Below are 23,943 nucleotides of genomic sequence, written 5' to 3' on the forward strand. Positions count from 1 at the left end.
CTCAAGGAGTGGCGTGCAGTCGCGACCAGATACGAAAAAACAGCGGCGTCATTCCTTGCCGTCATACACATCGCTGCTGCTGCAGACTGGATCAAGTGCTAACAGGCCCTAAACTTTTATCAGTCTCCAAGGAGAGCCCATTATAATCGTCGGGTTTGCAACGATGATAATCCGGCAAGACGGTGATGTCAGATACCACTCATAGTCAGGAAACACAGCAAGCGGTGATGATCCAGCCGCCTAGCGGCCTCACTGTGCTCTCCCTCCTGTCCATCCTGACAGGTGTCGTTGTCGGAGCAGTCTGTGGAACATTCCGGCTGTTACTGGAACATGCAGCGGGCTTGAGAACGGCGCTGGTGCTTGATGCCCCGCACCCGTTTCCCGCCGGTCTGATGATGATTGCGATCGGCAGTATAACGGCTTTCATCGCGGCCTGGATGGTCAGGCGACTGGCACCTCTGGCTTCTGGAAGCGGGATCCCTCATGTCGAGGCCGTTCTGGCCGGACTTGCAACACCTGCTTCCATCGGCCTGATCCCGGTCAAGTTCATCGGAGGATTGCTGGCCATCGGCGGGGGACTGGCGCTGGGGCGTGAGGGGCCGAGTGTGCAGATGGGTGCCACGGCTGCCAATACGATCGGTCGGCTGTTACGGCTGGGACCGGCGGATTGCCGGTCATTGCTGGCGGCTGGCGCCGGAGCTGGACTGGCGACGGCCTTCAATGCGCCGGGCGCTGGTGCGATCTTTGTTCTGGAAGAACTGGTCGGCAAATTCGAAGCGCGAACCGCCTGTTCCGCACTCGGCGCTTCCGTGTCCGCCATTCTTGTCGCCCGCGCGTTGCTGGGCGGTGATCCTGATTTCGTGGTGGCCGACAGTCCCATGGTCATCAGCGTTTCAACGCAGTTGCTGTTCTTGCTGACGGGGCTTGCAGTTGGCCTGCTCTCGGTCGTTTACAACCGGACAGTTCTGGCCACATTACGGCTGGCTGAACGGATGAATGCCAGCGTGGAAATCCGGGCTGCGGTTATTGGCGCTATCGGTGGGTTGATCGTCTGGCTTACACCTCACCTTGCCGGTGGAGGCGACTGGATCACGCAAAGCGCCATCGACGGCACGCTGATCTGGACAGTCCTGCCAGGACTGTATGTCCTGCGTCTGGTCTTTGGCTCGATTTCATATGCCGCAGCAACGCCGGGTGGCCTCTTCGCTCCCATGCTGGCTCTGGGTGCTCTGGCGGGCCTGGGCTGCGGAGATCTGGCCCATGTTCTGGCGCCCACGCTGGCGGGGCGGACCACACCCTTTGTTGTGGTCGGTATGGCGGCGATGTTTGCGGGAGCGGTACGGGCACCTTTGACCGGGATCATTCTCGTGACGGAAATGACCAATACGCCCAGCCTGCTGCTTCCGCTGCTTTCGGGCAGTTTTGTCGCGATGTTCGTGGCCGACGGCATGGGTGAAGCGCCGATTTATCAGGCATTACGCACCCGCGCCGCGGCCGAAAAACGCTAGGCTCAGTCTTTCCCCCGACCAAGCCGAAGCGCGTTGGTCACAACCGTCACGGACGACAGAGCCATGGCCGCGCCGCCGATAACCGGGGAAAGAAGAAGTCCGCAGATCGGGTAGAGCACACCGGCGGCGATTGGAATGCCGATCCCGTTGAACAGGAAAGAGAAAGCCAGGTTCTGCCGGATGTTGCGCATGGTCGCATGGGCGAGCCGTCTCGCCCGGACCAGTGCTTCCAGACTGCCATGCGCCAGAGTGATCCCGGCGCTTTCGATCGCTACGTCGGTGCCGGTTCCCATCGCGATCCCGACGGATGCGGCCGCAAGGGCCGGAGCATCGTTCACGCCATCGCCCGTCATCGCGACATGTGCGCCCTGCGCCGTCAGGTGTTTGACGATATCGGCCTTGTCCTGTGGCTTCAGACCGGCATGGACTTCCGCGATATTTCCCACCTGCGCCGCCACAGCCTTCGCCGTCGCTTCGCTGTCACCCGTGAGCATGATGATCCGCAGACCATCGGCGTGCAGCGCCGCAAGAGAGGCCCGCGTATCCTCGCGGAGAGGGTCCGCCACGGCGATCAGCCCGGCGAGCCTGCCGTCTACCGCCACGAACATCACCCCGGCTCCGGCTTCACGATGCGCCGTCGCGCTAGCTTCAACAGGGGAGACATCCGCGCCGGCCTGCTTCAGACACTCGGCATTGCCCACAACGACGGCATGGCCCTCAACGCTGCCGCTCACGCCCAGTCCCGGTTGGGACGCGAAATGGGTAAGAACGCCAGGCTCCCCATGGCGGTCTTTCAGGCCCTGCACGATGGCCTGCGCCAGAGGATGCTGTGAGCGTGTCTCCACAGAGGCGGCATAACGCAGCACATCGTTTTCCGGCCAGCCATTGGCTGCCTCCACGGCGATGAGCTTCGGGTGTCCTTCCGTCAGCGTGCCGGTCTTGTCCACAACCAGCGTATCCACCCTGTCGAGCGCCTGAAGCGCTTCGGCATTGCGGACCAGAACGCCCTCACGTGCACCCCGCCCCGTGCCGACCATGATTGACATGGGCGTGGCCAGCCCAAGCGCGCAGGGACAGGCGATGATCAGCACCGAGATGGCATTCAGAAGAGCATGCCCGAAACGCGGAGCCGGTCCGACGACGTACCATACGATGAAAGTCAGCACGGAAATGGCCAGCACCAGCGGGACGAACCATCCGGCCACCCGGTCGGCTACGGCCTGAATGGGCGCGCGGCTGCGCTGGGCTGAGGCAACCATCTTCACGATCCGCGCCAGCATGGTATCGCTTCCGACGGCCTGCGCTTCGATTTCGAGGCTGCCATTGCCGTTGATCGTCCCGCCGGTCACTGTGCTGCCGATCTTTTTGGCAACGGGCGCTGGCTCTCCGGTAATCATGGCTTCGTCAACGCTGGATGTGCCGTCGAGAACCCTGCCGTCGACAGGGATCGACTCTCCCGGCAGCACCCGCAGTCGCTCTCCGACCACGACAGCGTCCACGGCTATGTCTGTCGACTGCCCGCTCTCTCCGATACGGTGAGCCTGTTTTGGTGTGAGATCCAGCAGTGCGCGGATGGCATCACCGGTGGCGGCACGTGCACGGAGCTCCAGAACCTGTCCCAGCAGAACCAGCGCAACGACCACGCCCGCCGCCTCATAATAGACCGGCAGGGCTCCGTCGGGCATCCTGAAGCTGGCCGGAAACGCCCCCGGTGCGAGCGTCGCGGCCAGACTGTAGCCAAACGCGGCACCGACGCCGAACATGATCAGCGTGAACATGTTGAAGTGACCGGTCCGCAGTGAGGCTAGCCCACGCTGGAAGAAAGGCAGCCCCGCCCAGCAGACAATCGGAGTGGTCAGCGCAAGCTGAACCCAGGGAGACCATGAGCCCGGAACAAGGTGGAGACCAACATCGCCACCCATGGCGATGAGCATCAGTGGAACGGCGAGAAACACGGAGACGATCAGGCGATGTCTGAAATCATGCAGTTCGGGGTTTTCTGTTTCTGCTCCCGTCGGCTCCTCCGGCTCCAGCGCCATGCCACAGAGCGGGCAGTTGCCTGCGTGATCCTGCCGGATCTGCGGATGCATCGGGCAGGTCCAGATCGTCCCCGGCTTGCCCTCTCCGGCGGCGGAAGGCTGTTGCGGCGCATGATGGCAGTTCATGCCCCGCATGGAGGGCACCGTCTTTTCCTGCTCTTCCTTCACAGGTTCCAGCGTCATGCCGCATTTGGGGCATGTGCCGGGATGCGCCTCCCTGATCTCGGGGTGCATGGGGCACGTCCACACCATGGGAGGTGCGTTGTCAGCCTTGATGAAGACTGTCGGATTATCCTCGAACTTTTTCTGGCAGTGCGCGCTGCAGAATGAATAGCTGTGTCCGTTATGCTCGCTCTTGAACCGGCTGGTAGCCGGATCAACCATCATGCCGCATACAGGATCGCGTGTTTTCATGGGGACTGACGGGCTCGTCGGCATTGTTTCCGTCCTGACCTTGAGAGTTGAGAATTCTGGAGGCATCGGCAAGCCGCAGGAAAATGCGACGGCGTCATTTTACGATCTGATCCCGTGATGGGCGTGATCGAGTGTCTGAACAAGCATCAATAGCCTTCTCCAGTTCCCGGCGAAACACCTCAAAATCCACAGTCCGGGAAAACGCTTCGAGCTGATCGCCAAGCCCGCTCAGCCGGGCAAGCCGCTCTTCAACACCAAAAAATCCCGCCTGTTTCATCTTCCGTATCCCAATCAACGCACGAGAAATGGAATCACAGAGCAGACCTCAAAACTAGAGGGTTTTTCGAACCCTCCATCTGGCCGATCTGGTGTTTCTCGGTGCCCTTAATCGGACGGGAGAAAACCGCTATGCACGATATTCTCTTTGTCTCGGGTAAACATGGTATTTGCCGTTCCGCCGCAGGAAAATAGGGGAGGTCGTCGCATTTATGAACGCTGACAATCTGACAGGGCTTATCGGATATCTGAAACAGGATCAGTGGCAATCCTGTTTTGAAGAAGTGTTGGGTGAGCATCTGGGACCGGCTTTAGAGGCGGCGGATATCAGCTTCGAAGACCTGGGAGATATCTTAGGGCAGGGTGCGACAATGTCACTCTGGGGCTGTGCCTTCGAAGATTTCTTGGGACAGGACTGGGATAACGAAAATTTCGTTGAGGTTTATCTGAAACGACGGGGCTGGAAAGAAGGTCCACGTAAAAGCGCTTATATGCGGGGCCTCAAAGAGGCCGTCATGAGCCTGTATGAGGTTTCGCAGATCGTTCCGGGTCAAAGCATGATGGTGCGTGACCTGTTGCGGGGTGGTGATCCCGTTCTGGTGCATGAACGCTCAGCCACACAGTCCCTGAAACCCTGGGGACGCATCGCGGCACGTCTTGTTCCCGAAGATGGTAAAATGGTTTTGGCAGGAAGTCTGTTGGCGTATTCTCAGCAGGCTTGCGAAGATCTGGCTGAGAATTTACGCGAGGTTCTCAAGCGTAAGCGAGGTCAGGCTGAGTTTCCAAAGATCAAAACAGATGTGCTCCGCGATCTGGCTCCGGTCTTCACGCTGACATGGCTCTTTAGAACCATGGAAAACATGGTGAGCGCCTCCGAGCCACCCGTTCTGTTTAACGGCGATGGCGAAGACCTGGTCTTTCATGACGTGTGTTTTCCTCTCAGCAAGGGAAGCACCCAGAAGAGCATTGCCGAGGTTTTGAATACGATACCCTGTTTGCAGCATGCGGCGCGCATGATCTGGAATTGGACGCGTCAGGCTGGGGACCATGTTCCTGAGGGTCATTCTAAGGCCGGAGACAGCAAAGCTCAGTTTTTGAGCACGACGTTGGATGATGGTGGTCTTGTTCTGGGGACGCTGGAACTGAAAGGCCGTCAGCTGAGATTGCAGGTCAACTCAGAAACGCGGGCTGAGCAAGGCACGGCTTTACTCCGCAATGCCTTGGGAAGTCTGATTGGATCCCCTCTGACACAGATTATGACCGCTGAGCAGGCTTTAGAAGAACAGCGGACCTCTGGCCGAGGGGAGGTGCTTGAAGACGAGATCCCGCTCGAAGAAGAGGCGGAAGTTTTGGCTGCTGTTCTGGAGCAGCATTATCGCCGTGTTCTGGAAGAGGTTGTTCCGGGGCTTGGGCATGTCACGCCGAGGCAGGCTGTTAAAACAGCGGCGGGGAAGAAGAAAGTCGCGGCTTGGTTGAAGCAGATTGAAGCCACGACAGCAGGCTTGGGGCGTGAGGGGGCGGGGGCCTCTTTTAGTTTCGACTGGATGTGGGAAGAGCTGGGTATCAAGGGGCTGCGGAAGTGACGGGGAGCGCTGCTCAAAAACGCAACCAGTCGGACCAAAGATGTGTTTTAGGCAGCCTCTCTATGAGAGACGCGGGGCTGATTTTAGGTGGAGTGGTCGCGGCGCTGTTGTGCGTGCCGATGCTCGGTCATGCTGCGTCGTCTCGCTGTGCCCCTGTTACTTATGGTGCACGGCATGACGGACACACGAATGACGGTCCGGCCATTCAACGTGCTATCACTGCCTGTAGCGAGGCTGGTGGTGGCGTGGTGTCGTTGGCGTCAGGAACATGGTTGAGCGGTCCTTTATCTCTCGAAAACCATGTCACCCTGAATCTGGAGAAGGGAAGTATCCTTCTGGGAAGTGCGGACACTCGTCTATTCCACTGGGCCTTTCTGGGGAAAGCAGCACAGCCCGGTGAAGCCCTTGTTTCTGCGATTGATGTTCAGGACGTCGCTATAACCGGTCAGGGCCATATTGATGGGAATGGCGCTGCTGTCTGGTGGCCTCAAGCCGTGCAGGCCCATAAGACGCAGACCTTAGGTCCTTTACCTTACGGGCCAGACTATCCGGGGGGTTCCTGCGGCGAATGGTCTGCCACGTCCCTGGCTGATTGAGTTTTCGCATGTGCAGTATGGACGGATCTCAAGCGTTACGGCGAGCAATTCTCCGATGTGGACGGTCGTTGTACGGGAGTCCAGCCAGATCAGGATCGATCATCTTACGATCAGCAACCCGGCCTCGTCTCGGAATACCGATGGTATTGATCTTGTCTCCTCGGATCATGTCACGATGAGCACTCTCGATATTGCGACAGGGGATGACAATATCGCCATCAAGTCCGGTTTGACGCAGCCGGGACGAGCGGCGAGCGATATCAGCATTACACAGTCTCGCTTTGGCGAAGGGCACGGTCTGTCCATTGGCAGTGAGCTGGCCAATGGGGCCCATCATATTAGAATTTCTGATGTCTCGTTTCAGAATACGCTGTCCGGACTGCGGATTAAGTCTGGGCGAGATCGTGGCGGAGATATTGGCTGGATCAGCGCGAAACATGTGACGATGGACCATGTCCGGGTTCCGCTGTCGATCAGTGATTATTATGCAGGGCAGCCCGGGGGAACGCAGCAGACTGTCTCGATGACCGATCCCGTTGCTCCGGTAACATCCACGACCCCGCATATTCACGATGTCACCATTACAGATCTGACGGCGACAAATGCGGAGACGGCTGGCGTAGTGTTGGGCTTGCCCGAGGCACCGATTGAGGGGCTGACCCTGAGACATGTTCGACTGTCGGCCCGGAAGGGGCTTCAGCTTAGTCATGTTAGCGGAAGTGCCTCTAGAAGTACGCTCACAGTTCAGACGCCTCCAGTTCTTCAGTGTGGATCTGGTGTGCATATTGACGGATCAGATCTGCGCTGTCCGGATGAGAGAAGCGTTCATGAATGAGTTTTTATTCGTCATGATTGACTGTCTGTCGACTCAGAAAAGCACAGCAGACAGGCGGCAATCGCCTCATCTCGGACATTCGGACGTTCATGGTAATTGTCTGAAAGCGGACATTGCTAAACTAAGCTTGATAGACTGAGTTTGGGACTTATCTGTCCTCATAAAGGCTACGCCAAAATGGCGACATTCAGTTCAACACCGGACGTTCTGAATGATAGCAAGGGGCTGCGGAAACTCGAGTGGCGCCTCGATTTTGGAGCCACGGCGAACCGAGCAATAGTACCTATCACTTCCCGAGATGAAGCGCTGCCGCACATTCTATCCTCGAAGCGCCCCAGACCAGGATTAGCCAATCACCCGTCCACACAATATTCCATGCTGCGCTTATATAGTTCTTACATCGTGCGAACACTTATTTGATTAGCAAAGCAACGGCAACACCAAGCTTCTCTCGAATAATTTCCGAACCGGAATAAGCTTGCTCGTCTACCGTTAGACTACCAAGCATTTTCGATGCTCGATTCAACTGAAAAACCAAGGCAACCTTTTCAGCTTGTGTCAACGCATTCGAACGAGCTTCCACAAAGGCGGGAATTTCTCCAATAACATCAATTGCATAGTACCGACTGCTCTGATCGACAATCATATTAGCCACAGTTTCAATGGCACTGATGATATCTTGAAGGCCTTCCACGACGCTGTTTTGACTTTCAATTTCTTGCAAAAGGTAAATGCTTAATGCTTGAGTATCGAGTTGAAAGGTCTTGAAACCATCAATTTTACTACCCCGATCGTAGCTAGAATCGAGGAACATCCGTGCTTTAGGAATGTCTCCTGAAGCCTTCATAAATATCGAATATTGAAGCCAGAATAGTGGTTCGTCATTGACTGCGTCGTGTTCTGACAAACGAACATAGTGAGCATTCAGAGCAGTGTCTGATGATTCATGAAATTTCAGGAAACGCTGCAGTGTAGAGAACTTCATTAGTTCCCCGGCTAAGCGTCGGTGCGATCGATTCTTCCGCCGCCGACTTGAGGCGGTTGTGATATCAAAGCAACCGTCGAGTATATCTTTAGTAGAAAAAATGCGCTGCAGCATAAACTCAGCTAGTAATGCGGATCGCATCTCAATCTTGTCATCTCGAACGTCCAATATATCATTCGAGATATTTTCTGCACCTTTCAACTCGATGTACACATCGCGTCTAGCTAGGTCCTGAAGATAATCACCTTCTAGCTCAACACCCGTCCACTTAATCAATGCCGACAGTACTAGAATGAAATTAAGATTGTGAGGAAGTTTCCTAACTACCTCGTGGATTTTGGTCCTGATCTCAGCATGATTGTACAACTGCGTCACAATGTCGCGGATTTCCTGCGCGGACATTACGACTTCCTCAAGATCATCAACTTTCGCCCCAGCGCGGCGGAGAATGGAAAGAAGCTGCTCGCGATCACCGATTTCAAAGGTATTCAGGTTCACCCGCTTGACTGCTGGTGGGAAGCGTTGAGCGATTTCGTGAAAGCGCACCTCCTGCTGGCCAGTCCTCACCGTAACAACAAACTTCGCCGCAGGTGCACCGACGGCTAAGCGCTCAATGTTCTCAATGGCAGCGTCATAGTCATCGAAAATTATGAGAATGCTTTTACTTTTAGCGATAATCTCAATATCTTGGGCCAGGTTTCGTCCAGCGCGACGCCAAAGAAGGCAAACATAACCCTGTTCTGTCGCCTTCGATGCCAATATCGAGGTGAATATAGTTTTCCCATTACCCAGCTTTGAATGGACTATTACCGTTCTGGTGTCTTTTAGTAAAGAAATTACCGAATTAGCTTGGTTTTGTCGCGAAGCAACATAAACAGCCTCGCTACGCGTATTGAAAAAGCGATTTTGACTGAACGTGCCAAGAGTAACCAAATTGATCACTTCGATTGGAGTCGGGTCAGCTATCACCTTTGCATCTAAACCAGGACGCAGATATTTAAATGACTGCAACGCGCCTATGTCTTGCGGTTGCTCTGGCTTCGGAAGTGACTTGGAAATTTCAGCGAATTTTTCAAATCCAATCGGAACAATTTCCCCATAATCGGAGGCTCGACGCACAAAACTGGCCTTCGGGTCTGGACGGGTGATGAAATAAGTGCGCTTGACCGACTCGTCGCCAGCAGTCATCAGGCCGGAGATATGGTGATCATTGAGACTGAACCCCATAAAGTAACATGCTTGGAATGATCTCCTATTTTGCTTGAATTCATCAAACCATTCCGGAAATTGATGAGCAATGCTGTCATATGAGCGATTGTTTAGAATTAACTGATCCGACGCACTTTCTGGGCGTGCTTTACGAATTGACCCATGAAGGTAGACAGCAAATGCCTGAGGCAATTTGCGGGGACGCGGCTCATCGAAGGTAAATATTGGAAAGTTCGGGCCTTTAACCACATTCACAATGTCATCATAATTTGTTGTGTAGATTCTCGCCCAAGGCAGGGACAAAATCTCACGCTGGTAAGTCAAAATCTTCGAGATTGTGAAGGTTTCGTAAAGAAGATTGTATAGACTGTCATCAGATCTAGCTAAAAACTCATCGGCGGCCGCCTTTAAGTCTAGGTCTTCGGGGTTTTCACCAAGCGCTTTTGACAACTTCAAAAGAAGCGGGTGTCCGGCCGGAACTTTTTCGTTTGCGATGCTAGTCGCACCGGCTGAGAAACCAGAGCCCAAGAATAAAAGTGAGTTAGCAGGATCTAAAATTTCGATCGGCATCTCACACTCCACTCCGCACGGCGGTAGGCATAAATAATATTTGCACGCACGGCTATGCGCCGATGGGGGCCAAGGAATTATGTACTGGCTAGACCCGATCGGCAAGATATGCAGGCATTGCTTGCGAACCTGATGCCAGTCAAGTCGACAAACGGAACCGGCCAGTCGGCTTCCTAGATCGTTAAAATTCTCCTCAACTGACCGCAGAGGTTACATGCCACCTGACCACTCAGCAGACCGAGACTGGCGGGTTTTGGTAGTAACGACAATTCACGCGCGTGCGTGAGAATGTCTTGAACTGGTCGAAAGCTGCAAATGTCAGCATTCAGTTATTTCTTCCTGATAACCGACATTCCGTTTACCCCCCAAATAAGACGCCTGTGGCTTACCTACCACTTCCTGCCCATAGTGGTGCGAACTCCTCTGCCTGCCTGAGGATATTCTGTACGGCCTCATCCTGCATATCCGGTGGGTAGCCGTACTTCCGGAGTAGGCGTTTGACCGCCGTGCGCATTCTGGCGCGTGTCGGGGCCATGACGTTCCAGTCTACCGTCGCATTCTCCCGGATGGTCTTGACCAGAGCCGCCGCGATGACCCGCAGGCCCGGGTCTCCCATAGCGTCGCGGGCGCTGTCATTACGTGCGAGCGCATCATAGAACGCCACTTCCTCCGGCGTCAGACCGAGTTCTTCTCCCCGTGAGCGGGCCGCCGCCATTTCATGCGCCAGCCGGATCAGTTCATCCAGAATCTGCGCCGAGGTCAGGGCGTTGGTGTGGTATCGACCGACCGCCTGCTCAAGGCGTGTCGAGAACGCCTCGGCTTCCGTCAGGTTAGACCGGCTGCGACTGCGGATCTGGCCTTCCAGCAGCTTTCGGAGTGCCTCGATCGCCAGATTGCGCTGGGGCATTTCCCGGACTTCCTGAAGAAAGCCGTCGGACAGGATGGAGATGTCCGGCCGACCAATCCCGGCCGCTTCCATGATGTCGATGATATCCGTGGACACCACGGCCCGGCTGACCAACTGCCTGATCGCCAGTTCCCGCTCTTGCGGGCTCTTCCTATCTGAGTCATCCCTGCTCTGTTTCACCAGAGCCGCCCGTACGGCCTCGAAAAACCCGACTTCATCTCGCAAGGCCGCGGCCTGATCACTGGCAGAGGCCAGCGCAAAGGCGACCGAAAGCGCCTTGACCGCATCGGGAAAGCGTTTCTGCGCCGCCTTGCGCGCTTCATCACTCGTCGCCTGCGCACTCTCCCGCTGCTGCTGGCCGAGCACATGATCCAGCGCCCCCGCCATGATCGTGAGTTTCAGCCTGGCAGACGTGCCGGGAACAAGGGCAGGGCGGTAATCAAACCCGCTGGCCTGTTCGGGATTGAACATCGCACGGACAATCTCATAGCGTTCCTGAAGAGCCCGGATGGCCTCGGCCTCATCAATGCCGACCTGCTCCCGGTCTCCGGCGGAGTATTCGCCAAGCGCGGCCTTCAGGTTCTGCGCGAGGCCGATATAATCTACGACCAGACCACCCGGCTTGCCTTTGAACACCCGGTTCACGCGGGCAATGGCCTGCATCAGACCATGACCACGCATGGGCTTGTCCACATACATCGTGTGCATGGACGGCACGTCGAATCCCGTCAGCCACATATCCCGGACGATCACCAGTTTCAGCGGATCGGCATTGTCCTTCATGCGCTTGGCCAGCAATTCGCGTCTTGCCTTGGGGCGCTTGCCGATATGTTGCTGGAACCCGGCCGGATCGGACGAACTGCCCGTCATCACGACCTTGATAACGCCTTCGTTGTCGTCGTCGCTGTGCCAGTCCGGACGCAGACGGATGATCTCGTCATAAAGCGCCACGCAGATGGCCCGGCTCATGCCGACGATCATGCCCTTGCCATCCAGTGCCTCAAGCCGGTTCTCGAAATGCCGGACCAGATCGTCCGCAACGCGCTTCAGACGCGGCTCCGCTCCGACCAGCGCTTCAACCCGTGAGTATTTCTGGCTGAGCCTGTGCTCCTCGCTTTCCGACAGCCCCTCGACGATCCCGGCCAGTTCATCGTCAAGCTCTTCCCTGACGTCGTCATCCAGCTCGATGCGGACCAGACGGCTTTCATAGTAGATCGGAACCGTCGCGCCGTCTTCCACCGCCTGCGCGATGTCGTAGATGTCGATGTAATCGCCGAAGATCGCGCGTGTGTTCACATCGGCTGTCTCGATCGGCGTTCCGGTAAAGCCGATGAAGGAGGCGTTGGGCAGGGCGTCCCGCATGTGCTTGGCAAAACCGTAGGAGACCTTGCCCGTCTTCTGGTTGAACTTCGCTTCCAGCCCGTACTGGCTGCGATGCGCCTCATCGCCATGACCACGATGTTCCGCCGGTCCGTCAGCAGAGGCACGGTCTCTTCGTCACCTTCGGGCTGGAACTTCTGCAACGTGGTGAAAATCACGCCACCGGACGCCCGCCGGAGCAGTTTACGCAGATCGTCCCGACTGTCCGCCTGTTCCGGTGTCTGCCGCAGAAGCGCCTGCGCGCCGGAGAAGGTTGCGAACAACTGATCGTCCAGATCGTTGCGGTCGGTCAGAACGACGATCGTCGGGTTTTCCATCTCCGGATGACGGGCGATGACACCAGCATAGAACGTCATCAGCAGGCTTTTGCCCGAGCCCTGCGTATGCCAGATGACTCCGGCCTTGCGGTCGCCACCCTGCGCCGTGGCCCGGACGGTCTGCGCCACGGCCTTCCGGCAGGCATGGAACTGATGATAGGCCGCCAGAATTTTGATCGGGCTGCCGTCCTTCTCCGTGAACAGCACGAAGTCCCGCACCAGAGCGAGCAGCCAGCGCGGGGTGAACACGCCCCGCAGCACGGTCTCCATTTCCTGATGGTTCTTCGCCACCAGGTCCTCACCATCCACCGTGCGCCACGGCATGAACCGTTCGCGGTCCGCCGTGAGTGAGCCGACGCGGGCTTCGGTGCCATCCGAGATCACCAGCACTTCATTGAAGCGGAAGAGGGACGGGATGAAGGCGCAATAGGTCTGGAACTGGTTCCAGGCGGAATCCAGCGTGGCGGTCTCGGAACTCGGGCTTTTCAGTTCAATGACACCCAGAGGCAGGCCGTTGACGAACAGCACGAGATCGGGCCGCCGGTTGGCCTCGTCCTTTTCCACCACGAACTGACGCACGGCGAGGAAGTCGTTGCGTGCGGGATGGTCGAAATCAACCAGCCGCGCCCGGTCTCCGGATTGCGTGCCGTCCTCGCGCACTACGTCCACCGGCACGCCATCGACCAAATACCCATGCAGACGCCGGTTTTCGTCCACGACATCCGGCGTATCTTCGCGGCGGAGGGCCAGCAGGGCTTCATCCCGCGCGGCCTGCGACAGATGCGTGTTCAGGCGATCAATGGCGGCCCGAAGGCGGGCGGTCAGAATAACGTCCGATAACGAGGCGCGTTCGGGGTGGAGGCCGCCGGGAGAAATCTCCGGCCCAGTGGTAACGGTGTAGCCGCATTCCCGCAGGATCTCGCAGGCCCAGTCCTCGATCTCATTTTCGGACAGGAAACTCATAGCGCGTCTTCCACCATCTTTTCGGCGTCACGAATGCGGATTTCGCCGGACATCAGTTTGGGGAGGAGCAGGTCACGGAGTTGCGCGAGACTGCGAGATTCTTTTGACATCTTCGTATCTAAAACCGACACAATGAATTCAAAAAATTTCCGAATAATTTCAATCCCTGGGTCAAGTATTGTATGTGTCTTAAGTAATGCATCATCATCTAGATTTGGAACAGATGTTCCATTGATGAATGATTGTATTTCTCCAGAACGGTGCATGTTAGAAATTATGAATTCAATATAGCACGCGATTGATTCTTCTGAAGTGGTAAATTTTTTCACAAAATTTGAGAATATAACTGGAGTAGAAATGGCAATATTTTGAGTGTATTTTCCCAACCATAAGGAACGCCCGCATGGTCCAGCACCGGAGGATGCAATTAAAAATTCATTTGGCTGTATCAGTCTTTTTTGGATAGCGTTTATGTTTCCCCAGCGCTTTGGGGCATGAGGACACATACCCGTTTCTTTTAAATGCTGTAAATCCACACCTCTCAAACAAATAAATTCTGATGATGATTTTGGAGTTTTTTCCTCTTCTCCCCATAGGCCTCCAATCATACGTTCGCATAACGTACCAAGAGTTCTATAATGCCACCCCTCGGGCTTCCCCTCATCATCCAGCCTGTCGGGGAAAAGCTCCCAGATTTCGGGGGCGAGATAAGGCGTTTGCCCGACCATTTTTGCCCGTGTCGGACCGAAATCGACAAACCAGTCCCGAAACAACGCCCGCGCCATCGCCTCCAGTGTCTCGTTCGTCCGACGGTTGAGGTCGATCTTGTCGTCGAGGGCACCGAGGATGGCTAAAATTGCGTCTTGTCCCTCAATTGAGGGCAGCAGGAAGTCAAGAGTGCGAGCTGAACCAACGTTAAAATGCTGTTGAACAGCTCCCACAATGTGAGACGAGATATGGTGGCCAGCAACGGAGTTGACGACGTAACAGAGGAAGCGAGGTCTTACTCTTTCATTGCAACGTACAATGACGACATCGGAGCAATTCGCTTCAAGAAGCCAATCCGGAATGACAGCACATGTCCCTGGCTTTCCGGTACGAACGATAACCACATCACCAGGCCGTAAAGATGACTTCTGCAAACGCTTGTGGAAAGAGGGAGTTATAAACTTTACCCCGTCGCATTTTATGTTGAACGGTTCGATGTTTAATGAGCGTAGGAACGGAATTCCTTTATCTACATATTCACTGGCCATTGGGCCTACGTGTCCGACAGTCACCTCGTCTGCTACATCCGAGATTGTAACTTTTTTCCAAGCGGTCACTGTAAAACGATCCAAGAATTAGAAATTATACGTTTGAAATTTGCATCGGCCTGAGCCCAATCCAGCACATCCACTTTCCACGGCAGATCGGACGCTGAAAACGCCTCTTCCAGCTGTGCCCGTGTCTCCAGAGACAGTGGTTCGTCCCCCATAATCGCCAGATCCAGATCCGAGAACGGCTTAGCCTTTCCCGTCACACGCGACCCAAACGCCCGCACGTCGCGATCAGGCACAATGTCATTGAGAATACGCAGAACGATGGCCCGTTCTTTGGGCGTGATGTCGATTTGATCTGTCACGCCGTCCGGTCTTTCAGAACAGCCAACAGAAATGCAGCTTCCTCGATAAATGCCGGAATTTCCGCCACGACCTGCTTTGCAGAGGCCTCATTATAGGTATGGCTGGTCATGTTGCGCATTTTGCGAAACACGCTCCATTGCGGCCAGGCACTCTTCAGTAGCCCTGCTTCGTTGGCAGAGCGGATGAGGTCCGGAAAGCCCATCCGGTCATATTCTTCCGGAGAGGCCGCATTGGCTTCCAGAAAGCGTTTGAGCGTTTTATGGCTCAGCTCATAAGTGAATTCGAAGCGCTGGATCAGCCCGTCACGCAACTGCTCATCGTCCGGATGCGTCACATGGCGCTCCCACCCTTCTTTGAGGCGATTGAGCGCTCGCTCTAATGGGACGAGATACAGGGTCATGATCCCTCCTGAGGGATAATCAGCTTGAGCGAGGCCGCGATTTTGGCGTTCAGCTCCTCGCCCTGACGGAACTGTTCTTGAAGGGTCTTTTCCAAAGCCGCGAAGCGTTCGCTAAAGGGTACGCTGTCTTCTTCGGCCTCTTCTGCGCCGACATAACGGCCGGGTGTCAGCACAAAGCCGTGCTTCTCAACATCATCAAGCGTGACGGATTTGCAGAAGCCGGGCACGTCCTCGTAAGGGGCTGTGTCCTTCTCACCGCGCCAGGCGTGGTAAGTGTCGGCGATGCGGGCGACGTCCGCGTCCGTCAGTTCCCGGCGGGTGCGATCAACCATCGTGCCGAGCTTGCGAGCGTCGATGAACAGCATCTCTCCACGCCGGTCCCGCCAGCCTTTGGGGTTTTTCGTGCGGGTCAGAAACCAGAGGCAGGCCGGGATCTGGGTTGAGTAGAAAAGCTGGCCGGGGAGGGCGACCATGCAGTCCACGACGTCGGCCTCGACCATCCGGCGGCGGATCTCGCCTTCGCTGTTCTGGTTAGACGACATGGACCCGTTGGCCAGAACGACGCCCGCTGTTCCGTTCGGCGCGAGGTGCCACAGGATATGCTGGAGCCACGCATAGTTCGCATTGCCCGCAGGCGGCCTGCCATACTGCCAGCGCGGGTCGTCCTCCAGCGAAGCGTTCCACCAGTCCGAAATATTGAATGGCGGGTTGGCGAGGATGGTATCGAAACGCAGGTCCTTGAGTTCGTCCCGCAGGAAGCTGCCTTCGTTGTTCCAGCGGATGTCCGCGCCGATGCCCCGGACGGCGAGGTTCATTTTCGCCAGACGCCAGGTGGTGTGGTTGCTCTCCTGCCCATAAATGGCGATGTCGCCCAGCTTGCCGCCGTGGGATTCCACGAACCGCTCTGACTGCACGAACATGCCGCCCGATCCGCAGCAGGGGTCATAGACGCGACCCTTATAGGGTTCGAGCATGGAGACGAGCGTGCGGACGACGCTGGACGGGGTGTAGAACTCGCCCCCGCGCTTACCTTCCGCGCCCGCGAAGCCACCGAGGAAGTATTCATAAACGCGCCCCAGCACGTCACGGGCCTGATCCTCGCTTCCACCCATGCCGATCTCGGAAATGAGGTCGATCAGTTCGCCCAACATGACACTGTCCAGCGCGGGACGTCCGTAATCCTTGGGGAGAACGCCCTTGAGCTGTTCAGGGTTGGCCTGCTCGATGGCCAGCATGGCGTCATCGATCATCTTGCCGATGCCGGGAGAGCGGGCATTGGCCTGAAGATGCGACCAGCGGGCAGTTTCCGGCACCCAGAAGATGTTCTCGGCCAGATATTCGTCCGGGTCCTCGGCAGCGGCCGGATCATCGTGGAGAAGGATCTCGTGATACGCCTCAAACGCCGTGGAGATGTAGCGCAGGAAGATCAGCCCGAGTGTGACATGCTTGTAGTCGGATGGTTCGAGGTTCTTGCGCAGCTTGTCGGCCGCCAGAAACATCTGCTGTTCGAAGCCGAGGTTGGCGGTCGTCGTCTTTGCCCGTGCCGTTTTCTTTGGAGCCGGAGAGGCATCCGGGTTCTTGCGAGGGCGACCACGGGGCATAGGAACAGGCTTTCAGGCTGACAGAACAGGTCGTTACAATCTGCCTGATCAGTCCCCTGGCGTCGAGGGTTGAGAGAAGTCTCTCGATGGGAGGTTCGGTTTCGGGGCGATGACGCCGTCATGACGGCGTCACTCTGAAGTCAGTTCTATCGCGCCTCCGGTGTCTGGAATGACGGGTGTCATGACACCCGTCAGCATGGCGTCACACACCTTACGACGGTGTCTCCATGCGTCATCTCTGCTGTCATGACAGGCGTTATGTCAGCTGTCACGGATGTCATGATGGGTGGAAAACGGCAGGAAACAGCCATTTTTTCTTCTTTCGACGTGTTCCGGCTTTTTCGTGCGTGAAGGCACGCTACCTCAATTTCATACGCACGCTTCGGATGCATATGAAATTGAAGGGTTTTTTCTTCTCTATCGCGGCATTTTTGCGTGGCAAAAATCAAAGCCGCTCTTTTTCTCTTTCTGGGCGCTCTTGCACCTGCGGTGCGCCCTGATGACGGGTGTGACGGTGTCATTTTTTCGGGGTGGGCATTGTGAGGCGCATGACCCCAAATTCCCCAGAGGATTCTGTTCCCTGTTCCAACGGGGTAGGGATTCTCTGAGAGGCAGGCGTCTCGTTCCTTCATATTCCGAACGAGAGAAACAATGTCTGAACGTACTATGATTTCGTCCGCCATCGAGGCGGACCTCATGCAACTTGTTGCCCTGCACAGGCTGCTCGACTTTGCCCTTAGTCAGTCGCTCGAAGGCAACACGGACGACCGTATCCTGGAGGGCGTCGTCATTCTGACGCGCATGATCGGTCGCAAAGTCCGCCGTCTGGCCGACAAACTGCTCGCTGGCGAAAGCTCCTGCTGCGACTGATGCTCTCCATTATCGCTTACACCGGTTTCTTCCCTCAACAGGCGCACTCATGTCGCGCCTGATTTCGTTTCGTCAGGAAAACAAATAATGACTCGCTTCTCAGATGACGCTACGCCGTCCCGTTTTCGCCCCACTGAAGCTGATCTGATCACCTATCGGGATCTGGCCCGTGCTCTTGGCGCCCCACCAAGTGAGGCCATCTGCCGGTATCTCGGTCCTATTGGGCAGCATCTGGTTTTTGTCGGTGAGTCTGGCCAGCGGGACTGGGCCCGCGTCGATACCCAGGCGAGGGCACGCTGGCCAGACCTGCCGTCCACGGGAACGACGGCATACGATGGCATGGTGTTGGAATCCCTGCCTGAACGTATCGTCTATCAAATCCTGCGTTCCATGGCGCTGCCCGACATGGAGATCGATCTTCACCAGCCGATCATGCCTGATGTGGGGCCCGAGAAAGCGGATCTGACGCTGCGACGTCGGGATGCGGCCTGCTTTATCGAGGTGATCGGCTGCTGCGGTGTGAACCGCATCACCCGCAACGACCATGAGCGCCGGGGACTGGAGCGGTTCGAACGGCGTGAAGCCTTTTACCGTCGTGTCGGCATCACGCCTGTCTGTATCTTCCTCGACTTGCTGGCTCGGCCAGAGGAACTGAAGGGGCTGTGCCGGTCGCTAGTGGAACGCCTCTCCGGTGACGCTGAGGCGGGATAAGCACATCTGGCAGGAAAATCGTAATCCGGTATCGATGCCGGATTATGATTGCGCTCTGCTTGCGCCATCTTTAATGTGGTCACATAAGACCACATTGTCGAGGACTGCTCCCATGCTGACAATCACACTGAGAGAGGCGAAGGCGGGTTTTTCTTCTCTGGTCGACAAGGCGCTCAAGGGCGAATTCGTGACGATTACCCGTCACGGCAAGCCCGTGGCGGCTCTAGTTTCCGTCGAAGCCGCGGAAGCCGGACGCCGGGCTATGGGGCGCGTGCGTCCCAGTCTGGCATCCTATCTCCGGAGCTTTCCTGACGAGGTTCTGACGCGGAACGCGTCGCCCTCGCGGGATGTGGATCTGTGAGAGGATACCTGCTTGATACAAACGTCATTTCGATGCTGGCACCCTCGCGGAGCGAGGCATCGGAGGCATTTCTCGAATGGTTGGAACGGATCGACGGACAGGGACAGCTCTACCTGTCGGTCGTGACGGTCCATGAAATCGAAAAGGGGATCAGTCTGCTTGAGCACAAGGGTGCAACTGCTCGTGCGGCAGGCCTGAAAATCTGGCTTGCCGGTCTGACCGCGACCTACGAGGACAGAATTGTAGCGATTGATGCTTCGGTTGCCACGGTCGCCGGACGTCTGGAAGCAACTGCAATTGCAGCCGGACATAATCCCGGCATGGCCGATGCGCTGATTGCCGGAACTGCAAATGCACACGACCTCCAGGTGGTCACACGGAACCTGAAGCATTTCGCGCCTTTTGATGTCGCGGCTTGGTCTCCTGATGACGCTGTGATGGGTCGCTGATCGAACGGACCGTTCCTTCTCCAGTAATCTTGCATTGGAAACAGGGATCAGGACAGAAAACATGAAATGGGCTTATTTTTGTAAGGTAAGCCTATTTCTCGCTCTGAAACTTGTATAGGCTGCCCGGACATCGGGGGAGGATCAGAGTGTCAGGGTCGTTGGGGAAAGCGCATCAGAGTGCGATCAGGAATCAGGTCGGGGACGCGATCAGGCAGGCTCGGACGGATGCGGGCATGCGACAACCGGAGCTGGCGAAGGCTCTCCAGGTCAGCGTGACGACCATCAGTGAGTGGGAATTGGGCAAGAAGCTCCCCTCCCTCGACCGGCGTGATCAGATTGCCCACGCGCTCGATATCAATATCGACATGCTGTGTCCGGACCTCGGGCACGTCGAAAAACTGACGCAGAACGACAAGGTGAGGCTTGATCGAATTAATGTTGGTGGCAAGCCTCGTGTCGTCGCGTCAAAGCGAGATCTGGTTGCAGATACGACAGATCAGAAAGAGCTCGATACCAGTAGTCAGGAGGATGACCGGCGGGATCTGTTTTTGATTCTTGGTGAGCTTCGCGGCTTTTTCGGGATGATGGCGGAAGAAGAACTGCGGATCACGAAGGAACTCGTGGAACTCGCGCGCGGCAGCGATAACGAGGAGATCAGCAGGATAGCTGAAGAACTCCAGGCGATTGGTGCGCGTCGCATGGCCAGACTCGATAACCTGATCGACTCCATAAAATAAGCTAATTAAGCTTATTATGTTGATGTGAGCTTACAATAAGCCTAATCTCTCCATATGGCGTCGATTCTGGCGCTACACGGAAAGGATATGGGCTTATGCGAAGTCATGCGCAACTTCTGACCATGCAGGCGGCCGCTGCCGTTCTGAGGCTACATCCCTCGACCTTTCGTCGCGCAATGTGGCGAGGGCTTCTGGTGGCCTGCCAGCGGAAGGATCGGTCGGATGCCTGCTGATCCCCCATGCCAGACAGGCCCAACAATAACGCTGCCTGTTTTCATGACCGTACCAGAGGCGGCTATGGCTGTGCGGCGCCATCCCGAGACTCTGCGGCGCGCCATTCGTCAGGGGCGTCTGGCTGCCTGGCGGCAGCGCGGATGTACGCTCGTGTCGCTTGAAGCCCTTCGGGCTTATATGGAGGACTTCTTTTGCCCCGCATCCGCATCGAAAAGCCTCACCTCGAACTCCGCCGTGGCAAGTATTGTATCGTCTGGTGGTCCGATGGAAAACGCAATCGCCTTTCAACGGGCACAGCGGATGAAGCGGAGGGGCGGCGCGCTCTAGCCGATTTCGAGCGTCACCTGGAAGAAATCCCGCGAAAGATGACGTTTGCGGAGTGTCTGAAGCGATACGTTGATAGCCGCCGGGGGAAGGTGTCGGCCATCAAGCGTCTGGAGGAAGCTGCCATCCCACTTCATGAAGGGCTTGGTCATTTACGCATTGACCAAATCAACCAGAGGGAATGGGATCGCTTTGCAGCGGCGCGCTTCAAAAAGAAAGGTGGCAAGCTGACACAGGAACTGGTCTCACCCGGCACCCTTCGTAGGGAATTTAACGTCCTGCGGGCTGCTTTACGTCGAGCTTGGAAGGACGAATTCCTTGTTCGGCCGCCAGAGATCGAGCCGCCGCGTGACAGCGCACCACGAGATCGGTTTCTCACGAAAGCAGAAGCAAAGAAGCTACTTGATGTCTGCGAGACGCCACATGTCCGTACGTTCATGGCGATCGCCATTTACACGGGCGCTCGGAAAGGATCGATTCTTTCTCTGACGTGGGATCGGGTCAATTTTCAGACGGGCATGATCGATTTTCAGGAAGCCGGCCGCGCGCTGACAGCGAAGAGACGTGCTGTGGTTCCGATGACTACGGCGCTCCGCAGGGAACTTGAGAGTGCTTTCAAAGCGCGAAGAGGTGACTTTGTGGTCCAGTGGCACGGCAAGCCGGTGCCGAACGGATTACGCTGGTCCTTTGGGAAGGCTTGTGAGCGCGCTGGGTTGGACTGGAAGCCGACGCCGCATCATCTCAAGCACTCTCTGGCGAGTTGGTTTGCGATGGACCGAATTCCAATTGATCAGGCAGCAGACTGGTTGGCCACTGATCCCGTCACTCTTCGACGAGTGTACCGCAAGTTTGATCCCAGCTATCTCAGGACCATCGCGGATGCTTTTGAACTTTAGTGGTCCATGTGGACCAGTAAGCCATCTGTGGATAAGTCAAATTATCCAGCAAAATCAATGGCGTCCCATAGGGGATTCGAACCCCTGTTGCCGCCGTGAGAGGGCGATAAGTAGTGGCTAAATAGCTGGGTCATCCCGGTTAAACAGTTGATAAAAGGGTATTTAATATCACTGACTGTCACTGGATACAACTGGATATCACATCATGGTGGGCCCAAGGTGGGCCCAAATAGTTACCGCCCTTTTGGGTTATCTAACGTCATCTCTGTGAGTTGACGCTCCCTCAATTGAGAGTGTGAGAGGGGCGCCATCGCTCACCGCCACGAACCTAATTCCAATAGGCATGCCGACTGTTTTATATCATAATGTGACCAGTTTAATGGTTCGGAGCCTACGATGCAGACCGTTAATCTGCTGGAGGCCAAAGCTCATCTCAGTCGTCTGGTCGACCTGGCAAAGGATGGAGGGGCCGTGCGTAAACGTATTGTCGTGAGCGCTCTGCGCTCACTGACCGACGCCATGACGCCGCAAAAGGAGTCTGCGGCGGACGCTGTCCGCGACATGCGTGACGAGGCGAGATATTGAGCGTCTATATTGATACCTCGGTTCTGGTGGCGGCCCTGACCAATGAGCGGGAAACTTCCCGGATGCAGGACTGGCTTGGCGCTCAGACACCTGAAGATCTTTTCATCAGCAATTGGGTCGTGACGGAATTTTCCTCTGCGCTGTCGATCAAGCTACGGACGGGGCAGATCACTGTCACCGATCGCGCGAACAGCCTGGCCATGTTCACACGTCTGTGTGCTGACAGTATCGGGATGTTGCCAGTGACCAGTCAGAACTTCCGGGCGGCAGCAAGGTTCTCGGACCAGTACGCTCTGGGTCTGCGGGCCGGAAATGCCCTTCATCTGGCGGTTTGTGCGGATCACGGCGCCACATTGTGTACTCTGGACCGTCGCCTTGCTGAAGCCGGGTCTCAGGCTGGGCTGGCTACCGCTCCGGTGTGATCGAAATTGGCCGTAGCTGTAGCGCCGACATGCCTTTCACGGTCAGGGGTGAGAGCGTTTATCGTGCTGCCGCGTCCTGTAAGGAATGACGCTTCCAAGATACGTTCCGAATGAATGGATTGGACCAGCAGATGATCCCGGATCAGGAACATTCTCTTGCAGTGAGGCCATATTTATAATATGACTACAGTGGTTTCAATGGAGGTTGTCATGCACGAAATTCAGCTACGCGATGCCAAGGCGACCCTGTCGGCGGTTGTCGATCATGCTTGTGGGGGTGAACCAGCCATCATTACGCGGCACGGTAAACCAACGGCTGTTATCCTGAGTTATGCGGAGTGGGAAAGACTTTCCCGCGTGCCCTCATTTGGCCGTTTGCTGATGAGTGCTCCACTGGATGAAGCTGACTTCCCGGAAAGAGTTGAGAGTGGTCTCCGGGAAGTGGAATTCTGAGTGTATCTCGTCGATACAAACGTCCTGTCTGCGGCCGCACCAACCAAGGCCCAGATAGAGAAGGGTCTCGTTGAATGGATGGACAGGAACAGTAATGATCTGTTTATTTCTGTCATTACCATTGCGGAGATTGAGGCTGGTATTGCCAGATTACAGGACAACGGCAGCCTGAAGAAGGCACAACGACTTTCCGAATGGCTTGAGACGCTTCTCCATCTCTACCAGCACCGAGTGCTGCCGCTGGATCTTCAGGCAGCACGCGAATTAGGACGTATGACACAGGCGGTACGTCAGGCAGGCCGCATGCCCGAAATGGCCGACCTGTCGATCGCGGCGACAGCGATGGTGAAGGGCTATGTCGTGCTGACCCGCAACCTGCGACATTTCCAGGGAACGGGGATCATAGCTCTTGATCCCTTTGAAAGCCTGCCAGCTTAAGGTTCGCAGGCAGCGCTCTTCTATAGATAAGGCGTGTCGTGTGTATCTTTCATACGGCGCGCTTCATTCATGGCCGCGGCGAAGCGAGTGCGTGTTGCCTGCCCCATACGGCTCATGCCGCAGGCATCGTGTTTAGTCCCGTATTTTGATGGGTTGGATTAATGATGAATCTTTCTGGCTCTGAAGTCCAGATTTTGCAGACGTATTCGTAAGGGGTAAGGCCGTTCAGAGTCTTGAGTCTTCGCCCGAAATTAT

At 56.1% G+C, this 23,943-nt stretch carries 20 protein-coding genes and 5 pseudogenes; 16 read left to right on the forward strand and 9 right to left on the reverse strand.

Annotated elements, in window-relative coordinates:
• A pseudogene (locus HKD24_RS13475) lies at positions 1 to 102 on the forward strand (IS5-like element ISMex42 family transposase); the annotation flags it as partial.
• Between the two features lie 125 nt (positions 103 to 227).
• Positions 228 to 1,508, forward strand: coding sequence for a chloride channel protein (locus HKD24_RS13480; protein WP_194260738.1), 1,281 nt, complete (start codon positions 228 to 230; stop codon positions 1,506 to 1,508).
• Positions 1,509 to 1,510: 2 nt separating this feature from the next.
• On the opposite strand, the gene HKD24_RS13485 is transcribed toward HKD24_RS13480, so the two are convergent.
• The gene (locus tag HKD24_RS13485) at positions 1,511 to 3,961 is read right to left on the reverse strand and encodes a heavy metal translocating P-type ATPase (protein WP_194260739.1); all 2,451 of its coding nucleotides are present in this window, start codon (positions 3,959 to 3,961) and stop codon (positions 1,511 to 1,513) included.
• Between the two features lie 100 nt (positions 3,962 to 4,061).
• Positions 4,062 to 4,238 (reverse strand): annotated as a pseudogene (locus HKD24_RS13490) (IS5/IS1182 family transposase); the annotation flags it as partial.
• Between the two features lie 211 nt (positions 4,239 to 4,449).
• On the opposite strand from HKD24_RS13490, the gene HKD24_RS13495 reads away from it, so the two are divergent.
• The 3 genes from HKD24_RS13495 (at position 4,450) to HKD24_RS15345 (ending at position 7,251) form a co-directional block, all read left to right on the forward strand.
• Positions 4,450 to 5,820, forward strand: coding sequence for a hypothetical protein (locus HKD24_RS13495; protein ID WP_194260740.1), 1,371 nt, complete (start codon positions 4,450 to 4,452; stop codon positions 5,818 to 5,820).
• Positions 5,821 to 6,092: 272 nt separating this feature from the next.
• Positions 6,093 to 6,416, forward strand: coding sequence for a glycoside hydrolase family protein (locus tag HKD24_RS15340; RefSeq protein ID WP_265589082.1), 324 nt, complete (start codon positions 6,093 to 6,095; stop codon positions 6,414 to 6,416).
• Positions 6,417 to 6,426: 10 nt separating this feature from the next.
• On the forward strand, positions 6,427 to 7,251 hold the full coding sequence (locus HKD24_RS15345) for a glycoside hydrolase family 28 protein (protein WP_322783327.1): 825 nt from the start codon (positions 6,427 to 6,429) through the stop codon (positions 7,249 to 7,251).
• Between the two features lie 412 nt (positions 7,252 to 7,663).
• Here HKD24_RS15345 and HKD24_RS13505 read toward each other — a convergent pair whose 3' ends face one another.
• The 6 genes and pseudogenes from HKD24_RS13505 to HKD24_RS13530 form a co-directional block, all read right to left on the reverse strand.
• A complete protein-coding gene (locus tag HKD24_RS13505; RefSeq protein ID WP_194260741.1) occupies positions 7,664 to 10,015 on the reverse strand; it encodes an SIR2 family protein in 2,352 nt (783 codons plus the stop codon).
• 385 nt (positions 10,016 to 10,400) lie between these two features.
• Positions 10,401 to 13,582 (reverse strand): annotated as a pseudogene (locus HKD24_RS15605) (type I restriction endonuclease subunit R).
• Entirely contained in the window at positions 13,579 to 14,907 is a 1,329-nt protein-coding gene (locus tag HKD24_RS13515; RefSeq protein ID WP_194260742.1) for a restriction endonuclease subunit S, read from the reverse strand. The pseudogene HKD24_RS15605 and the gene HKD24_RS13515 overlap by 4 nt, the downstream one beginning before the upstream one ends.
• The gene (locus tag HKD24_RS13520) at positions 14,904 to 15,206 is read right to left on the reverse strand and encodes a nucleotidyltransferase family protein (RefSeq protein ID WP_194260743.1); all 303 of its coding nucleotides are present in this window, start codon (positions 15,204 to 15,206) and stop codon (positions 14,904 to 14,906) included. Before HKD24_RS13520 ends, HKD24_RS13515 begins: the two co-directional genes overlap by 4 nt.
• Positions 15,203 to 15,607: a nucleotidyltransferase substrate binding protein gene (locus tag HKD24_RS13525; RefSeq protein WP_194260744.1), complete on the reverse strand. Its 405-nt coding sequence runs from the start codon at positions 15,605 to 15,607 to the stop codon at positions 15,203 to 15,205. The genes HKD24_RS13520 and HKD24_RS13525 overlap by 4 nt, the downstream gene beginning before the upstream one ends.
• Positions 15,604 to 17,208, reverse strand: coding sequence for a class I SAM-dependent DNA methyltransferase (locus tag HKD24_RS13530; RefSeq protein WP_194260745.1), 1,605 nt, complete (start codon positions 17,206 to 17,208; stop codon positions 15,604 to 15,606). The genes HKD24_RS13525 and HKD24_RS13530 overlap by 4 nt, the downstream gene beginning before the upstream one ends.
• Positions 17,209 to 17,859: 651 nt before the next feature.
• Here HKD24_RS13530 and HKD24_RS13535 point away from each other — a divergent pair.
• From HKD24_RS13535 to HKD24_RS13585, 11 genes and pseudogenes are all read left to right on the forward strand, one after another.
• Positions 17,860 to 18,078: a hypothetical protein gene (locus HKD24_RS13535; RefSeq protein WP_194260746.1), complete on the forward strand. Its 219-nt coding sequence runs from the start codon at positions 17,860 to 17,862 to the stop codon at positions 18,076 to 18,078.
• Between the two features lie 87 nt (positions 18,079 to 18,165).
• Entirely contained in the window at positions 18,166 to 18,789 is a 624-nt protein-coding gene (locus tag HKD24_RS13540) for a hypothetical protein (protein WP_194260747.1), read from the forward strand.
• Positions 18,790 to 18,901: 112 nt separating this feature from the next.
• Positions 18,902 to 19,150, forward strand: a complete 249-nt coding sequence (locus tag HKD24_RS13545) for a type II toxin-antitoxin system Phd/YefM family antitoxin (protein ID WP_034933866.1) — start codon at positions 18,902 to 18,904, stop codon at positions 19,148 to 19,150.
• Positions 19,147 to 19,599, forward strand: coding sequence for a type II toxin-antitoxin system VapC family toxin (locus tag HKD24_RS13550; RefSeq protein ID WP_194260748.1), 453 nt, complete (start codon positions 19,147 to 19,149; stop codon positions 19,597 to 19,599). Before HKD24_RS13545 ends, HKD24_RS13550 begins: the two co-directional genes overlap by 4 nt.
• A 146-nt stretch (positions 19,600 to 19,745) precedes the next feature.
• A complete protein-coding gene (locus HKD24_RS13555) occupies positions 19,746 to 20,336 on the forward strand; it encodes a helix-turn-helix domain-containing protein (RefSeq protein WP_322783328.1) in 591 nt (196 codons plus the stop codon).
• 276 nt (positions 20,337 to 20,612) lie between these two features.
• Positions 20,613 to 20,741: pseudogene (locus HKD24_RS15610) on the forward strand (helix-turn-helix domain-containing protein); the annotation flags it as partial.
• A 20-nt stretch (positions 20,742 to 20,761) separates the two neighbouring features.
• On the forward strand, positions 20,762 to 21,790 hold the full coding sequence (locus HKD24_RS13565) for a tyrosine-type recombinase/integrase (RefSeq protein WP_228124422.1): 1,029 nt from the start codon (positions 20,762 to 20,764) through the stop codon (positions 21,788 to 21,790).
• A 396-nt stretch (positions 21,791 to 22,186) separates the two neighbouring features.
• Entirely contained in the window at positions 22,187 to 22,375 is a 189-nt protein-coding gene (locus HKD24_RS13570; protein WP_194260752.1) for a type II toxin-antitoxin system prevent-host-death family antitoxin, read from the forward strand.
• Positions 22,372 to 22,797 (forward strand): type II toxin-antitoxin system VapC family toxin, encoded by a 426-nt coding sequence (locus HKD24_RS13575; protein ID WP_194260753.1) that lies wholly within the window; start codon positions 22,372 to 22,374, stop codon positions 22,795 to 22,797. The genes HKD24_RS13570 and HKD24_RS13575 overlap by 4 nt, the downstream gene beginning before the upstream one ends.
• 210 nt (positions 22,798 to 23,007) lie before the next feature.
• The gene (locus tag HKD24_RS13580; protein WP_194260754.1) at positions 23,008 to 23,250 is read left to right on the forward strand and encodes a type II toxin-antitoxin system Phd/YefM family antitoxin; all 243 of its coding nucleotides are present in this window, start codon (positions 23,008 to 23,010) and stop codon (positions 23,248 to 23,250) included.
• The gene (locus HKD24_RS13585; protein ID WP_194260755.1) at positions 23,251 to 23,688 is read left to right on the forward strand and encodes a type II toxin-antitoxin system VapC family toxin; all 438 of its coding nucleotides are present in this window, start codon (positions 23,251 to 23,253) and stop codon (positions 23,686 to 23,688) included.
• Between the two features lie 112 nt (positions 23,689 to 23,800).
• Here the strand turns inward: HKD24_RS13585 and HKD24_RS13590 are convergent.
• Positions 23,801 to 23,943: pseudogene (locus HKD24_RS13590) on the reverse strand (IS481 family transposase); the annotation flags it as partial.

Origin of the sequence: Gluconobacter vitians (assembly GCF_015244565.1) — a bacterium.
In the GTDB taxonomy this organism is placed as follows: domain Bacteria; phylum Pseudomonadota; class Alphaproteobacteria; order Acetobacterales; family Acetobacteraceae; genus Gluconobacter; species Gluconobacter vitians.

Excerpts from the sequence above, each read along its gene's own strand:
- HKD24_RS13545 (WP_034933866.1), top strand. The coding sequence starts at position 18,902 with ATGCTGACAATCACACTGAGAGAGGCGAAGGCGGGTTTTTCTTCTCTG.
- HKD24_RS13530 (WP_194260745.1), bottom strand. The coding sequence starts at position 17,208 with ATGCCCCGTGGTCGCCCTCGCAAGAACCCGGATGCCTCTCCGGCTCCA.
- HKD24_RS13480 (WP_194260738.1), top strand. The coding sequence starts at position 228 with ATGATCCAGCCGCCTAGCGGCCTCACTGTGCTCTCCCTCCTGTCCATC.
- HKD24_RS13580 (WP_194260754.1), top strand. The coding sequence starts at position 23,008 with ATGCACGAAATTCAGCTACGCGATGCCAAGGCGACCCTGTCGGCGGTT.
- HKD24_RS13485 (WP_194260739.1), bottom strand. The coding sequence starts at position 3,961 with ATGAAAACACGCGATCCTGTATGCGGCATGATGGTTGATCCGGCTACC.
- HKD24_RS13495 (WP_194260740.1), top strand. The coding sequence starts at position 4,450 with ATGAACGCTGACAATCTGACAGGGCTTATCGGATATCTGAAACAGGAT.
- HKD24_RS13540 (WP_194260747.1), top strand. The coding sequence starts at position 18,166 with ATGACTCGCTTCTCAGATGACGCTACGCCGTCCCGTTTTCGCCCCACT.
- HKD24_RS13535 (WP_194260746.1), top strand. The coding sequence starts at position 17,860 with ATGTCTGAACGTACTATGATTTCGTCCGCCATCGAGGCGGACCTCATG.
- HKD24_RS13505 (WP_194260741.1), bottom strand. The coding sequence starts at position 10,015 with ATGCCGATCGAAATTTTAGATCCTGCTAACTCACTTTTATTCTTGGGC.
- HKD24_RS13570 (WP_194260752.1), top strand. The coding sequence starts at position 22,187 with ATGCAGACCGTTAATCTGCTGGAGGCCAAAGCTCATCTCAGTCGTCTG.
- HKD24_RS13525 (WP_194260744.1), bottom strand. The coding sequence starts at position 15,607 with ATGACCCTGTATCTCGTCCCATTAGAGCGAGCGCTCAATCGCCTCAAA.